Source organism: Paraburkholderia sp. EG286B, assembly GCF_040965655.1.
Classification (GTDB): Bacteria; Pseudomonadota; Gammaproteobacteria; order Burkholderiales; family Burkholderiaceae; genus Paraburkholderia.
Map to the genome: position 1 here is coordinate 1 of NZ_JBFRCF010000026.1, position 14,939 is coordinate 14,939.

The following is a 14,939-nucleotide window of genomic DNA, read 5'->3' on the forward strand; positions in this document are numbered from 1 at the left end:
TCCAGCAGCCCAGCGCCTGAAGTGCCTTGCGATCGAGCAACTCCGCCTCCTGAATTCCATAAAAGTCAGGACTCAGGTTACGCAATCTTCCTCAGAAGCTCCACGGTTTCCTACGAAGAACCTTTTTCTTTGGGTTCGTCGAGCATTCGGCGCGTGATCAGTCCAGCAAGAAGCACAGCAACAGTCACAACAAAAAAAAACGCGGCATCACGCGAGCGACCGGCCCGCACGATGCCGCCAACACTGAAGTCAACTCAGACCGACGCGGCCAGCCAATGCGAAACCGCAACCGTCAGCGCCGCCGCAACGAGCGCGCCATACGGCGCAAGATTCAGCCACCGGCTGCGCACCGGCACGCTCACCTCCATATCGCGCGCACTGCCCGCCGGAAACCGCCCGCGATCCTGCCAGTAATGGCGGAAAGCAAACACCGGCACGATCAGCAGCATGGCAATGAGGCCATCGCGCAGCGTCCCCTCGCCCTGCAGATTCGCGCCCGCGCCCACGAACACGAGGTTCGCATAGCCGCACAGCGCACCGAGCGCGAGCAGCCACGTAGGGCAGCGAAACGGACGTGCCCACGCGCCGCGGTCCATGCGATGAATCCAGCCCGACTGCAGGTTCAGGAACACGAACAGCATGTAGCAGACGTTCGAGATCGACAGCACCGTCATATAGTCCGACATCGCGAGCAGGACGAGATTGAAACCCAGATCGGTCCACATCGCCGCCGTCGGCGCGCCGTGCTCGTTCACGCGCGACAGGTAGCGCGGCAGCCAGCCGTCCACCGAAGCCTGATAGAGCGTGCGCGACGAACCCATCATCGACGTCATCACGATCAGCAGGATGGAGAGCATCAGCATCACCACCACGGCGTTGCCCACCCAGGCCCCGCCGCCTACCATCGCGGCCATCGCGGTGCCCACCCCGGTGCCGTCGCCGATGCGCGGATCGAGCATCATCGCCGTACCCAGCGAGCCCTGAAACGCGAGCGGAACGAGCGTCATCACGACGAGGCAAAGCGCGCCCGACCAGAAGATCGCCCGCGCCGTATCGCGCCGCGGGTCGCGAAACTCGCGCGTATAGCACACCGCCGTTTCGAAGCCGTACGATGCCCATCCCGCCATGAACATCGCGCCCAGCGCCATGACCACGCCTTGCCCGTTCCACGTGCCGAACACCGCCGCGCTGAGATTGCCGTGCGCGTCGTGGCCGAGCGGCAGCAGCGGAAAGAGATGCTTCGCGGGAACATCGCCCGTGACGAAGGGCACGAGCCCGACGATCAAAAGCGGCGTGAGCGATGCAATGCCGAGAATCTTCTGCGTTTTCGCGGCCTTCGAAGCGCCGCTGTGCTGAAGCCGGAAGGTGATGAGCAGGAACGCCGCGGCGATCAGGAACGTCGCGTTGATACGCAGCGTGAGACCCGGCTTGATGAAGTCCAGGTTGGCAAGCGTCCAGTGCCACTGCAGGATGGCCGCCTCGGGCGCGAACAGCGTGGCGAGCGCGTAGTTCGCGGCGAGTCCGCAGCCCAGCGCCAGCATGGGCGACCACGCGAGCCAGTTACACCACACGGAAACCGGCGCGATCATCTTGCTGTAGCGGACCCAGCTGATTGCTCCGTACACCGAAGCACCGCCCGACTTGTGCGGAAAGAGTCCTGAAATCTCGGCGTAAGTGGCGCTTTGCACGAGGCCCATCGTGATCGATGCGATCCAGATGGCCCAGGCCGGCTGGCCAATGGTCGCGCAAACACCGCCAATCGTGAACAACACGCCCGCAGGCACGCCGCTCGTCACCCAAAACGCGTCTTTCCATGTAAGGCCGCGCTGCAGCCCCTGGCCATGACCGCCTCGTGCGGCGCTCTCCTCTGCGCCATGCGTACCTATTCCTGCTTGCTCCATCTGCCTCCTCCTCTTTTGAACGCTAATCAACCAAAATTGCCGCGCAAATAGGGATGTACCGCAGGGTTGTCCGCGGCTTTCGCCGCGGACAACGGCACGTCAGTGCACGCCCAGCGAGGCGCGCACGGCAGGCAGGCCCGGCTTGCCGTCGAGCGTGGTCACGCCGGCGAGCCAGTTGTCGAGCACCTGCGGGTTGCTGCGCAGCCAGTCGGCGGCGGCCTTGTTGGGGTCCTCCTTGTTGGCGATCGGCACCATCAAATGGTTCTCGATGGCGGTCGTGAACTGCAGGTTGGAGACGAACTTCGCCACGTTCGGGCAGCGCGCGGCATAGTCGGGCGGTTCCGCCGTCAGCACGCGCGCCGCGCCGTAGTCAGGCCCGAACACCGCATCGCCGCCGGAGAGATAGTCGATCTTCATCTGCACGTTCATGGGATGCGGCTCCCAGCCGAGGAACACGATCCATTGCTTCTCGCGCACGGCGCGGTTCACCTGCACGAGCATCCCCGCCTCGCTCGATTCGACCAGCTTGAATTTGCCGAGTCCGTACTGGTTCGCGCCGATCATCTTCTGGATCAGCGCGTTGCCGTCGTTGCCGGGTTCGATGCCGTAGATGCGGCCCTGGAGCTTGTCCGCGTATCTGGCGATGTCCTGAAACGATTTGAGGCCGCCCTGGTAGACGTAATCGGGAACGGCGAGCGTATATTTCGCGCCCGTGAGATTGGGCGTCGAGAGCACCTTGATCGAGCCCGACTTCGTGAACGGCTCGATGATCGGGTCCATGGTCGGCGACCAGTAGCCGAGGAACACGTCGATCTGCTTGCTCTTGAGCCCTGCGAACGTGATCGGCACCGAGGCGATCGTCTTGGTCGGCGTATAGCCGAGCGCGCCGAGGATCGTCGACGCCACGCCCGTGGTCGCCGCGATATCGGTCCAGCCCACGTCGGCGAAGCGCACGTCCTTGCACGCGGCGGGATCGGCCGCGTCGGCGCCGGTGCAGAGCATGGCGGCGCACGCGAGCGCGCCTGTCTTAAGCAGGGGGAATCGGCACATCGTCATCTCCTCAGGAATCGAACTGCGTCGCAGGGTCATGAAGGCTCATGACACATGGTTGTCCGGCAAAAAGCCGACCAACGTAGCAATTGCGACGAGCAATTGCGCAGAAGCGACAAGCGATTCCTGTGAAGCCCCCTGAACAGCGGCTTTAAGTTAATTGAACGATCAATATACGAACTTGCGCGGCGTTCCTTTCATTTTAAAAACACAATCCATTGCCGCGGCCTTGCGTGCGCCGCGCGATGTCAGCCTCGCACACGGGGCTGTTGCCAGACTGGGTCGCTTGCGAATTCGACAAACGATTTGAGGTAATCGACCACGGCGTCGCCTTCGCGCGTGCCGAGAAAGATCTGCTTCGCGATGCCCTGCTTGCCGAGCTTCACGATCGCGAGCGGCATGCGGTCTGCGTATTCTTCCGCGAGCCAGCGCGGCAACGCGGCCACGCCGCGATGGCTCGCGACCATCTGCAGCATGATGTCGGTCGTTTCGATCGTCTTGTGACGGCGCGGCGTGATGCTCGCGGGCCGCAGAAACTGGTTGTAGATATCGAGCCGGTCGGTATCCACGGGATACGTGATGAGCGTTTCGTCGACCAGCTGCTCGGGCTTCACGTAGCGCGCGTTCGCGAGCCGATGGCTTACCGCGACCACCAGCACCTGCTCGTAGTCGAACACCGGATCGAAACGCAGCCCGGGCCGGTTGAGCGGATCGGGCGTGACCAGCACGTCGATGTCATAGCCGATCAACGCGCCGATGCCGCCAAACTGAAAACGCTGCTTCACGTCCACGTCGACGTCGGGCCAGCGCGCCAGATACGGCGAAACCACCTTGAGCAGCCACTGGTAGCACGGAGCGCATTCCATGCCGATGCGCAGCGTGCCGCGCTCGCCCGCGGCGTACTGCTTCATGCGCTCCTCCGCGAGTTCGAACTGGGGCAGGAGCCGTTCGGCCAGCGAGAGCAGATATTGGCCGGCCTGCGTCGGCCGCAGGCTGCGCCCCTCGCGGTCCCAGATTTGCGTGCCGAGTTGCTGCTCGATCTTCTTGACCGTATGGCTCAACGCCGACTGCGTGAGGAAAAGCGCTTCCGCCGCGGCGGTAAGCGAGCCCTGGCGGGCGACTTCGCGGACGATGACGAGGTGAACGCGTTCGAGCATAGAAAAGGGCAACCCCGCGCCAGGCTGGCGATAGATGAAAGAAACTAATGGATGGATGAAATAATGCCATTTTTCTTCATCCTCGGATACCTCTATCATCGCTGCCACTCTGGATCGTTTTCAGCACTTTCATATCGGATGGCACCGCACATGGTCACCACGCACAATCTCGGCTTTCCGCGCATCGGCGCGAAACGCGAACTCAAATTCGGTCTGGAACGCTACTGGAAGGGCGAATCCTCGCGCGACGAACTGAAGGCGCTCGGCGCGCAACTGCGCGCGCGCCACTGGGACAACCAGAAAGGCCTCGATCTCGTGCCCGCCGGCGACTTCGCGTTCTACGACCAGGTGCTCGACATGAGCTTCACGCTCGGCAACGTGCCCGAGCGCGTGCAGGGCTTCCACGGCGACAAGCTCGACAACTCCTTCCGCGTGGCGCGTGGCCGCTCGGCCGCGGGCGCCGAGGACCATGCCGCTTGCTGCGGCGGCGTCGCCGCCGGCGAAATGACGAAGTGGTTCGACACGAACTATCACTACATCGTCCCCGAATTCACGGCCGATACGCAGTTCAATCTCGACACCTCGCGTCTTTCCGAGCAACTGCGCGAAGCCCGCGAACTGGGCGTGAAAGCCAAGCCGGTGATCATCGGGCCGCTCACGTACCTGTGGCTCGGCAAGGCCAAGGACGACTCGGACAAGCTGGCGCTGCTGCCGCGCATCATGCCCGTGTATCGCGCGCTGCTCGACTACTTCCGCGTGATGGACGTCGAATGGGTGCAGATCGACGAGCCGATTCTCGTGACCGAACTCGATCCGGCCTGGCGCGCCGCGTTTGCGACGGCCTATGAAGGCTTCGAGCTGCGCAGCGTCAAGCTGCTGCTGGCCACCTACTTCGGTCAGCTGCATGACAATCTCGACCTCGCGTGCTCGCTGCCCGTCGACGGTCTGCATATCGACGCGATCAACGCCCGCGCCGAAGTCGCGCTGGCCGCGCAAAAGCTGCCTGCACAGAGCGTGCTTTCGGTGGGCGCGATCAACGGCCGCAACATCTGGAAGACGGATCTGAACGCCACGCTCGACTGGCTCGAGCCGCTCGCGAGGCAACTGGGCGAGCGCCTCTGGATCGCGCCGTCGTGCTCGCTGCTGCACGTGCCGGTGGATCTCGGGAGCGAAGAAAAGCTCGACGCCGAAATCCGTTCGTGGCTCGCGTTCGCGCTGCAAAAGCTCGACGAAGTGAAGGTGCTCGCCACGGCGCTGAATGCCGGCCGCGACAAGGTTGCGGCCGAACTCGCGGCGAACGCCGCCGCCGTTCAGGCGCGCCGCCAGTCGCCGCGCGTGAACAACCCCGCCGTGAAAGCCGCGATCGCCCGCATCGACGCGCAGCTCGGCAATCGTCAGCACGCTTACGCCGAGCGCGCCGCGAAGCAGGCCGCACGCCTGAAGCTGCCCGCCTTCCCGACCACCACGATCGGCTCGTTCCCGCAAACGGCGGAAATCCGCCAGGCGCGCAGCCAGTTCAAGAGCGGCGCGCTCGACGACGCGGGCTACCAGGCCATCATGCGCGCCGAAATCGAGCGCAGCGTGCGTGAGCAGGAGCAACTGGGTCTCGACGTGCTCGTGCACGGCGAAGCCGAGCGCAACGACATGGTCGAATACTTTGGCGAGCAGCTCGACGGCTACGCGTTCAGCCAGTTCGGCTGGGTGCAGTCGTACGGCTCGCGCTGCGTGAAGCCGCCCATTCTGTTCGGCGACATCAGCCGCCCGAAGGCGATGACGGTGGAGTGGATCACCTACGCGCAGTCGCTCACGAACAAGCCCATGAAGGGCATGCTCACGGGCCCGGTGACGATCCTCAACTGGTCCTTCGTGCGTGACGACCAGCCGCGTTCGGTCTCGTGCTACCAGCTCGCGCTCGCCATTCGCGAAGAAGTGCTCGACCTGGAGAAGGCCGGCGTGGGCGTGATCCAGATCGACGAGGCCGCGCTGCGCGAAGGTCTGCCGCTGCGCCGTGCGCAATGGGGCGAGTATCTGCGCTGGGCCGTCGAGTCGTTCCGCATCACGGCGAACGGCGTGGAAGACGAAACGCAGATCCACACGCACATGTGCTATTCGGAGTTCAACGACATCATCGCGTCGATCGCCGATATGGATGCGGACGTCATCACGATCGAGACCTCGCGCTCGGACATGGAGCTTCTGGATGCGTTCGACGACTTCAGGTATCCGAACGAAATCGGGCCCGGCGTGTACGACATTCACTCGCCGAACATCCCGACCGAAGCGCACATCGTGCAACTGATGCAGAAGGCCGCCGGGCGCATTCCGGCAGAACGCCTGTGGGTCAACCCGGATTGCGGTCTGAAGACGCGTCAGTGGGCCGAGGTGATCCCGGCATTGACCAATATGGTCGCTGCCGCCAAGACGCTGCGCAGCCAGGTGCAATAAGGCGCCGAAGCGCCCCGAGCCGGTCTCGGGGCGCTTCAGTTTTCGAACTCGTCAAGTTGCTCGCGCAACCATCATCGCAATTCGCGCCGCAAGATCTTCCCCGTAGCTGTCTTCGGTAATTCGTCGCGGAACTCGACGATGCGCGGGTACTTGTACGCAGCCATGCGCGCCTTGCAGAACGCGATCAGTTCCGCCGCGTCGGCCACCGCGCCCGCACGCAGGCTCACTATGGCTTTCACGGTCTCGCCGCGATACGGATCGGGCACGCCTACCACGGCCGCTTCGCGCACGGCAGGATGGCCGTACAGCACGTCTTCCACTTCACGTGGCCAGACCTTGTATCCGGCTGCGTTGATCATGTCCTTCTTGCGGTCGACGAGATAGAACCAGCCCGCTTCGTCCATGAAGCCGACGTCGCCGGTATGGAACCAGCCGCCGCGAAACGCATCGGCCGTCGCCGCCGCGTTGTTCCAGTAGCCGGGCACGACCATCGGTCCGCGGCAGACGATCTCGCCCGTTTCGCCGGCAGCGAGCATGTGACCGTCATCGTCGACGATCGCCGCTTCGGCGCCCGGCACGGGCACGCCCATGGCCAGTGCGCCGCTGCGCGGATCGACGGGCGCCGTCCTCTCTAGCGGCACCATATGCGTGGGCGAATTGGTTTCGGTGAGCCCGTACGCGCCGTGGATCACGTGGCCGAACTTCGCGCGAAACGCCTCCACCACGCTGGGGGCGATGGGCGCGCCGCCCGAATAGATCTTCGTGAGCGTCGCGAGTGGCTCGCGGGTCGCATCGGCGTGATGCAGCAGCGCGATGAACACGGTGATCGCACCGATCGTGAATTCCGCGCGGTGTTCCTCGATGGCGTCGAGTGTGGCTGCCGGGTCGAAGCGGTGCGTGAGGATGAGCGGCGCGCACGTAATCCACGCCGCGCCGATGTGGCCGACCAGGCCGGTAATGTGAAAGAGCGGCGCCACGCCGAGTATCGGGCCGCCTTCGCGCAGGCCGCAGAAATCGCGGTACGTCTGCGCATTGAACGCGAAGTTGCCGTGCGTGCAAATCGCGCCCTTCGGGCGGCCGCTCGTGCCCGAGGTGTAGACGAGCATGGCGGGATCGCTCGCCGCCGGCGCGACCGGCGGCGGCTTGCGCCCTGGTTCAATGGCCTGCGCCGCCTGCAAGAGATCGCGTGTGCCGCCCTCGCCTGCCCCGCTCTCCTCGCGCGGTGCGCCGAACACGCGTGGATCGTCGCGTGTCTGCAGCGCACGCGCGCGCGTCGCGAACACGCGCGGTGCAGCGTTGCCTTCGGCTTCGATGCTCGCCATCACTTCGCGAACGACTTCGCCTTCGAGCGCGGCGTCGCAGATCAGCACGCGCGTTTGCGAATCGTCGAGCAGCAGTTTCAGTTCGCGCGCGCGGTTCATCGGATTGACCGGCACCATCACGGCGCCCACCTTCCAGATGCCGAGCAAGGCCATCACGAACTGCGGCACGTTCTGCAGATAGAGCGCCACACGGTCGCCGCGCTGCACGCCTTCGTCCAGCAGCAAGCAGGCGATGCGGTCGCTCCACGCGTCGAGCGTCTGCCAGTCGAGCCTGCCGTCGAAGTAGAGCAGCGCGCTTTCGTGCGGCGCGCGAGCGAGCGCCGCCGCGAACATGTCGAGACCGTTCGTATAGTCCTGGCTGGGATTCGGCTCGATGCCCGAGTCGTACAGCGCGCGCCAGGGAAAGCGTTCGCAGGCGTTCACGTGCGTCTCCTCAAGCCGCGTCCGCCGGCTGGCCCACCGTGCCGCGCGCCATGAACCAGTAGAACAGCGCCGCGCAGCCCGCAATCGCGCCGCCCATGATGAACGCCAGCGAATACGATCCCGTGCGGTCGACGATAAAGCCCGCCACGACCGGCGAGAACGCCCCGCCGAAATAGCCGCCGAAGTTCTGGATCGCGCTCACGGATGCGACCATCGAAGACGGGGCGATGTCGGCCGCGAGCGCCCACGCGTTGCCGATGGTGGCGGCGATGAACGCCAGGCCCAACGTCATCAGCGCGACGCTCGCGCCTATCGTGCTCGCGAGTGGCAGCGCCGCCGCGCACACGCCCGCGCCGATTGCACCCACCACGATCAGCAAGCGCTTGGCGACCATCGGCGACGCCATGCGGCGATCCACGAGTTTCTTCGCGATCCAGCCCGCGGCGATCTCGCCCGCCGCGCCGCCGAACCACGGAATGCTCGCGTAGATGCCCAGTTGTGCGAACGAAATATGAAAGCGATCGAGCAGGTAGAGCGGCAGGAACACGAGGAAGATATTCCACAGCCAGATCGCGCAGAAGTAGCCGAAGATCATGCCCCACACGCTGCGCGAGGCGAACAGCGCGCGCCAGCGAATGGGGGCAGTGGTGAGCGAACGCTCGTGGCCGCCGCCGCCCGCTTCGATATAGGCGAACTCCTCGCGCGTGAGCCGCTTGCTTTGCACGGGATTGCGATAGAGAAACAGGAACAGCACGGCGAAGACGATGCCGATGGCGCCCGTCACGTGAAAGAGCGAGCGCCAGCCAAAGGCGATCATCAACGCGACGAGCACGGCGGGCGCGAGCGCGGGCCCCCACTTCGACGACGAATCCCAGATGCCGGTGGCGAAGCCGCGTTCCTTGGCGGGAAACCACGCCGCCGTGATCTTCGCGGAGGTGGGCCAGCATGGCGCCTCGCCCACGGCGAGCAGCACGCGCATGACGATGAGGCCCGAGATCGAGCCGACCACGCCGGTGAGCCACGTCGCCGCGCTCCACCAGATCATGCCCACTGCATAGGCGCGCTTCGCGCCGAAGCGGTCGATGATCCAGCCCGCCGGCAGCTGCATCACGGCGTAGGTCCAGGCGAACACGGTGCCCAGCAGGCCGATCTGCGTGCGCGTGAGGCCGAGGTCGTGAATCATGCCGGGCGCGGCGATCGCGAGATTCGCGCGATCGAGGTAGTTGATGATGCCGCCGAACAGCAGCCAGATCAGCACGCGCCAGCGAAAATTCGCGGCGGTGGCGGCTGTGGCGGTCGATTGTGTGGTGGATGCGGTTGCAACCAGCTCGTCGTCCATCCTGTCTCCTCCTCGTTGGCCTACGTTCTTATGCGTGCGCCGATGCGCAAGCTCGTGAGACTCAAACCGCGTTCGTGCCCAGATCGTGGGACTTTTCGCTGTAGCAGCAACGACACGCGCGAGGGACATTGTGCGCCGGTTGGCGCGAATGGAAAACGCCGTATTTGCATAAACGCATGACGTCGATGTGAATACGCGGATCGTTATCTCTGCCGCATGCTCTCTTACCAACCGTTACACAAGCGAAGCAATCGTTTCACCTGAACGGCGAGCGACTTCATAGAATTCCTCGGACCGTTGAGCAACAAGGCGCCACGCCACAACGGTCCCGCGCAGAGCCGCACGGAAAGCCGCATGACACCAGGCCCTGCGCGTGCAATCGATACCAACTACGCAGAAAGGAGTTCACATGACTCGCCTCTCGCTTGCCTCGCTCATCGCGGCTTCGGCCGCCAGCCTTTGCGCCGTTACGCTGAGCGCCCATGCGCAGACCCCCGCGCCCACCGCGGCTTCTGCCTCGACTTCGGCCGCACCCGGCAAGCTGCACGAAGCCGACAAGGCCTTCATCGCGGACGGCACACAAACCGTCGCCACGCAGCGCGATGCCGCGCGCATTGCCGACTCCCGCTCGACCGACCGCGAAGTGAAGGCTTTCGCCGAAAAACTGGTGGCCGACTATTCGAAGCTGTCCGACTCGATGCGCGCGGCGAGCCCGCGCGGCGTGGACGTGCCGCGCAACGACCCGGATGCGGCCGTGATCAGCAGCATCAATAACCTTCGCGGCGCGGACTTCGACAAGACGTATATCGAGCAGGTCGCGCTGGCCGGCCAGCAGAAGACGCTCTCGGCATTCCAGGCGGAGATCGCCTCGGGCCGCGACGCGGGCCTCAAAAAGGCTGCCACGGAAGGTCTGCCCGTGATCCAGGCCGACTACGCCAAGGCTCAGGAACTCGCCAAGCGCAAGCACCTGGCAGGCTGATGACGATGTGATGTGCGAAGGGGCCGGCCGCATGCGCGCCGGCCCTGCTGCTGCTTACTCGTCCTTCTTCTCGCCGGCCGCGAGGGCGAGCCGCTCCATGCGTCGATCGGGCACGAGCCAGAGCAACGCCACGCCGAAGTAGAAGATCGCGCCAATGCGAGGATAGTCGAACGCCGCGAGCGCAAACCCCGCCAGATACAGCGGCGGCGAAATCTTGCCCTTCACGTCATTGCCCAGCGCGATGGCCAGCGGGCTTTGCGTGCCGTGATAGCGCACCAGCGTGAATTGCAGCACGACGTAAGCCAGCGCGCAGAGCAGCAGGTTGACGCCGTAGAGCGCGGTCGGCCAGCGCCCGAACTCGTTCTCGCCCATCCAGCCCGTGGTGAACGGCAGCAACGAAAGCCAGAACAGCAGATGCAGGTTGGCCCAGAGCACCGCGCCGTTCACGTGGCGCGCCACCTGCAGCATGTGGTGATGGTTGTTCCAGTAGATCCCCACGTAGATGAAGCTCAACACGTAGCTCAGATAGACCGGCCACAGCGGCGCGAGCGCAGCGAGATCGTCGCCGTGCGGCACCTTGAGTTCCAGCACCATGATGGTGATGATGATGGCGAGCACGCCATCGCTGAATGCTTCGAGTCGGTTCTTTTCCATCTGCGGAATCGGCTTGCAAGGGATGTAAGGCGAGCGGCAAGTATCGCCGAAGTCGCCGCGCGACGCCACGCAGGCGCTGGGGCGGCGCAGGTGCGTATATTGCGCCACACATGGCGTGCGCGTTCCTGGCCTATGATGGCCTTGAGCGCCACGCCCGGCCGCCCGCCTCGAATCATGAACTCCACGACCTCCGCAACCCGCCACCGCCCCGAGCAACCCGAGCGCCGCGTGCCCGTCTGGGACCTGCCCACGCGCCTCTTTCACTGGCTGACCGTCGTGCTCGTGGCGGCTGCTTACGTCACGCAGCGCATGAACTGGATGCAGATGCACGTGCGCCTCGGCGAGACGCTGCTCGCGCTCGTGCTGTTTCGCATCCTGTGGGGCTGCTTCGGCAGCGAGACCGCGCGCTTCTCGCGCTTCGTCGCTTCGCCGCGCAAGGCCGTCGAGCATCTGCGCCATCTGCTGCGGCGCGAGCCCGACGTCCAGGTGGGCCACAACGCGGCCGGCGGCTGGATGGTTCTGCTGCTGCTCGCGCTGCTGCTGGTCGAAACGCTTACCGGTCTCTACGACAACAACGACATCGCCGACGAAGGTCCGCTCAGCGAAATCGTGCCCGCCAAAATCGCCAATGCGATCGCCGGCCTGCACGCGTGGGGCTGGGATCTGCTCGCGGCCGCGGTCGTGCTGCACGTGTGCGCGATTGCCGTCTATGCGCTCGTCAAAGGCCACAATCTGGTCGGCCCGATGGTGAGCGGCAAAAAGCGCCTGCCTGCCTCGGTGCGCGCGCCCGCGCGCGGGTCGCTGTGGCTCGCGGCCTTGCTGATGGGGTTATCGGGCGTCGTGGTGGCGCTGCTCGCCGCGTATCTCTGACTCCGATGCCGGAAATTGCGGTGTAAAGCGCACGCGAAGCCCGCACAACGCGTAAAATCAGCGCCTCGTTTTCACTCGACAAGAATCATCGATGGCTACCTACCGCGAATTGCTCGCCCAGAAGCGCGAACTCGACGAGCGCATTGAAGCGGCGCGCGCCGAAGCGGCGCACGAGGCGCTGGCCAACGTGCGCGCGGCAATCGCCGAATTCGGCTTCACGCCCGACGAGGTGTTCGGCAAGCCGCGCCGCGAAAAGACTGCGCGCCGCGCCCGCAAGGCCGAAGGCAATGAAGGCAAAAAGCGCGAGCGCGCCAATCTGGACCTGTTCGGCGACAACGCCTGACCGGCCACCCACGCCCTTCATAAGCAAACAGGGCCGCAAGGGCCCTGTCGCAAGCAGCCATGCTCGCGCACGCCGGCGGGCGCGAGCATGGCGTGAACACCGAACGCGTTACTGCGCGCCGAGCTTCTTGATCAGCACGTCGAGCTGCGCCACCTCCTCCTGCGTGAGGTCGGTGAGCGGCGCGCGCACCGGGCCCGCGTCGCGGCCCACGAGCTTCGCGCCCGCCTTCACGATGCTCACCGCGTAGCCCGCGCGGCGATTGCGAATGGCGAGGTACGGCAGGAAGAATTCGTCGATGAGCTTGCCCACCGTCGCGTGGTCGTCGGCGGCAATCGCGCGGTAGAACTGCATGGCCGTCTTCGGAATGAAGTTGAACACCGCCGACGAATACACGGGCACGCCCAGCGCCTTGTACGCCGCCGCGTAGACTTCGGCCGTGGGCAGGCCGCCCAGGTACGAGAAGCGGTCGCCCAGACGACGGCGGATCGTCACCATCGCCTCGATCTCGCCCACGCCGTCCTTGAAGCCGATGAGGTTCTCGCAGCGGTCCGCGAGCTGCTCGAGCATGTCGGCGTTCAGCTTCGAATTGGCGCGGTTGTAGACGATCACGCCCATCTTCGGCACCGCCTTGCAAACCTGCTCCACGTGCGCGGCAATGCCTTCCTGCGACGCTTCCGTGAGGTAGTGCGGCATCAGCAGAATGCCTTGCGCGCCGTTGCGCCCGGCTTCCTGCGCGTACTCGATGGCCACGCGCGTCGCGCCGCCCGCGCCCGCGAGAATCGGCACCTTGCCCTTGCAGGTTTCGGTGGCCGTCTTGATGACCTGCGAGTATTCGCTCTTCGTGAGCGAGAAGAATTCGCCCGTGCCGCCCGCCGCGAACAGCGCGCTCGCGCCGTACGGGGCCAGCCATTCGAGGCGCTCGGCGTAGGTGCTCGCGCGGAAGTTGCCTTGCGCGTCGAAGTCGGTCACGGGGAACGAAAGCAGGCCTTCGGAGACGATTTGCTTGAGTTCTTGCGGCGTGGTCATGGTCTTGATCCTGTTGCGAAGTCAGTAAAGGTGTTCAGTCGAAGACGGCGTTCAGCGCACGAGGCACGGACGCTTGTTGTCGAATTTCCAGTTGGGAATGAGGTATTGCATGGCGATCGCGTCGTCGCGCGCGCCGAGGCCGTGCTCCTGGTAGAGCGCGTGGGCCTTTTCCAGCTCGTCCATGTCGATCTCGATGCCGAGGCCCGGCTTGTGCGGCACCTGCACCTTGCCGCCCACGATCTGCAGCGGCTCGCGCGTGAGGCGCTGGCCGTCCTGCCAGATCCAGTGCGTGTCGATCGCGGTGATCTTGCCGGGCGCCGCGGCGGCTGCATGCGTGAACATCGCGAGCGAAATGTCGAAGTGGTTGTTCGAGTGCGAGCCCCACGTGAGGCCCCAGTCGTTGCACATCTGCGCCACGCGCACCGAGCCCTGCATGGTCCAGAAGTGCGGGTCGGCGAGCGGAATGTCCACGCTCTGCAGCTGAATCGCGTGGCCCATCTGGCGCCAGTCGGTCGCGATCATGTTGGTGGCCGTAGGCAGGCCGGTGGCGCGGCGGAATTCCGCCATGACTTCGCGGCCCGAATAGCCGTTCTCCGCGCCGCACGGGTCTTCCGCGTAGGCGAGCACGTCGTGCTTGTCGCGGCACAGGCGGATGGCTTCCGCGAGCGACCACGCGCCGTTCGGGTCGAGCGTCACGCGCGCTTCGGGGAAGCGCTCGGCCAGCGCCGTGACCGCTTCCATTTCCGCGTCGCCCGCCAGCACGCCGCCCTTGAGCTTGAAGTCGTTGAAGCCGTAACGCGCTTGCGCGGCTTCGGCCAGACGCACGACGGCCTCCGGCGTCATCGCCTCTTCGGTGCGCAGGCGCTCCCAGTCGTCGCGGCCATCGGCGCCGCTCGCGTAGGCGAGATCGGTCTTGTTGCGATCGCCAATCAAGAACAGGTAGCCGAGCATCTCCACTTCGCTGCGCTGCTGGCCTTCGCCGAGCAGCGCGGCGACTGGCACGTTCAGATGCTGGCCGAGCAGGTCGAGCAACGCGGCTTCGAGCGCCGTGACCGCGTGAATCGTGGTGCGCAGGTCGAAGGTCTGCAGGCCGCGGCCGCCCGAGTCGCGATCGGCGAACTGCTTGCGCACGGTGTTGAGCACCGACTGCATGTTGCCGATGGACTGGCCGACCACGAACGCGCGCGCGTCGTCGAGCGTCTTGCGGATCGCCTCGCCGCCCGGCACTTCGCCGATGCCGGTGTTGCCCGCGCTGTCGCGCAGCAGCACGACGTTGCGCGTGAAGAACGGACCGTGCGCGCCGGAGAGGTTCAGGAGCATGCTGTCGCGGCCCGCCACGGGCACGACGCGCAACTCGGTCACAACGGGCGTGGCGTTCGGTTGAACGGTTTGTGTAGACATGAACGGATTACCTGTAAAAGTGCGGCGCG

Annotated in this window: 10 protein-coding genes and 2 pseudogenes; 4 read left to right on the forward strand and 8 right to left on the reverse strand. The window is 65.2% G+C overall.

The window, feature by feature from the left end; all coding sequences use genetic code 11:
- Positions 1 to 254: 254 nt before the first annotated feature.
- From AB4Y42_RS36310 to AB4Y42_RS36320, 3 genes and pseudogenes are all read right to left on the reverse strand, one after another.
- Positions 255 to 1,826: pseudogene (locus AB4Y42_RS36310) on the reverse strand (APC family permease); the annotation flags it as partial.
- Positions 1,827 to 2,000: 174 nt separating this feature from the next.
- Positions 2,001 to 2,882, reverse strand: a pseudogene (locus AB4Y42_RS36315) (choline ABC transporter substrate-binding protein); the annotation flags it as partial.
- Positions 2,883 to 3,199: 317 nt separating this feature from the next.
- Complete coding sequence (locus AB4Y42_RS36320; RefSeq protein ID WP_368696886.1) at positions 3,200 to 4,108, reverse strand: LysR family transcriptional regulator; 909 nt, start codon at positions 4,106 to 4,108, stop codon at positions 3,200 to 3,202.
- Positions 4,109 to 4,258: 150 nt separating this feature from the next.
- Here AB4Y42_RS36320 and metE point away from each other — a divergent pair, with 150 nt between their 5' ends.
- Positions 4,259 to 6,553: a 5-methyltetrahydropteroyltriglutamate--homocysteine S-methyltransferase gene (metE, locus tag AB4Y42_RS36325; RefSeq protein WP_368696887.1), complete on the forward strand. Its 2,295-nt coding sequence runs from the start codon at positions 4,259 to 4,261 to the stop codon at positions 6,551 to 6,553.
- A 71-nt stretch (positions 6,554 to 6,624) separates the two neighbouring features.
- Here the strand turns inward: metE and AB4Y42_RS36330 are convergent, their stop codons facing one another.
- On the reverse strand, positions 6,625 to 8,298 hold the full coding sequence (locus tag AB4Y42_RS36330; RefSeq protein WP_368696888.1) for a class I adenylate-forming enzyme family protein: 1,674 nt from the start codon (positions 8,296 to 8,298) through the stop codon (positions 6,625 to 6,627).
- 10 nt (positions 8,299 to 8,308) lie between these two features.
- On the reverse strand, positions 8,309 to 9,637 hold the full coding sequence (locus AB4Y42_RS36335; protein WP_368696889.1) for an MFS transporter: 1,329 nt from the start codon (positions 9,635 to 9,637) through the stop codon (positions 8,309 to 8,311).
- Positions 9,638 to 10,046: 409 nt separating this feature from the next.
- Here AB4Y42_RS36335 and AB4Y42_RS36340 point away from each other — a divergent pair, with 409 nt between their 5' ends.
- Positions 10,047 to 10,616, forward strand: coding sequence for a DUF4142 domain-containing protein (locus tag AB4Y42_RS36340; protein WP_133184567.1), 570 nt, complete (start codon positions 10,047 to 10,049; stop codon positions 10,614 to 10,616).
- A gap of 54 nt (positions 10,617 to 10,670) precedes the next feature.
- On the opposite strand, the gene AB4Y42_RS36345 is transcribed toward AB4Y42_RS36340, so the two are convergent.
- Entirely contained in the window at positions 10,671 to 11,270 is a 600-nt protein-coding gene (locus AB4Y42_RS36345; RefSeq protein ID WP_342923474.1) for a TMEM175 family protein, read from the reverse strand.
- Positions 11,271 to 11,444: 174 nt separating this feature from the next.
- On the opposite strand from AB4Y42_RS36345, the gene AB4Y42_RS36350 reads away from it, so the two are divergent.
- Both AB4Y42_RS36350 and AB4Y42_RS36355 read left to right on the forward strand, forming a co-directional pair.
- Positions 11,445 to 12,140, forward strand: a complete 696-nt coding sequence (locus tag AB4Y42_RS36350) for a cytochrome b/b6 domain-containing protein (protein ID WP_368686779.1) — start codon at positions 11,445 to 11,447, stop codon at positions 12,138 to 12,140.
- A 91-nt stretch (positions 12,141 to 12,231) separates the two neighbouring features.
- On the forward strand, positions 12,232 to 12,483 hold the full coding sequence (locus AB4Y42_RS36355) for an H-NS family nucleoid-associated regulatory protein (RefSeq protein ID WP_368686778.1): 252 nt from the start codon (positions 12,232 to 12,234) through the stop codon (positions 12,481 to 12,483).
- Positions 12,484 to 12,591: 108 nt separating this feature from the next.
- On the opposite strand, the gene kdgD is transcribed toward AB4Y42_RS36355, so the two are convergent.
- Positions 12,592 to 13,509, reverse strand: a complete 918-nt coding sequence (gene kdgD, locus AB4Y42_RS36360) for a 5-dehydro-4-deoxyglucarate dehydratase (RefSeq protein WP_368686777.1) — start codon at positions 13,507 to 13,509, stop codon at positions 12,592 to 12,594.
- A gap of 51 nt (positions 13,510 to 13,560) precedes the next feature.
- Entirely contained in the window at positions 13,561 to 14,910 is a 1,350-nt protein-coding gene (gene gudD / locus AB4Y42_RS36365) for a glucarate dehydratase (RefSeq protein WP_368696890.1), read from the reverse strand.
- Positions 14,911 to 14,939: the final 29 nt, after the last annotated feature.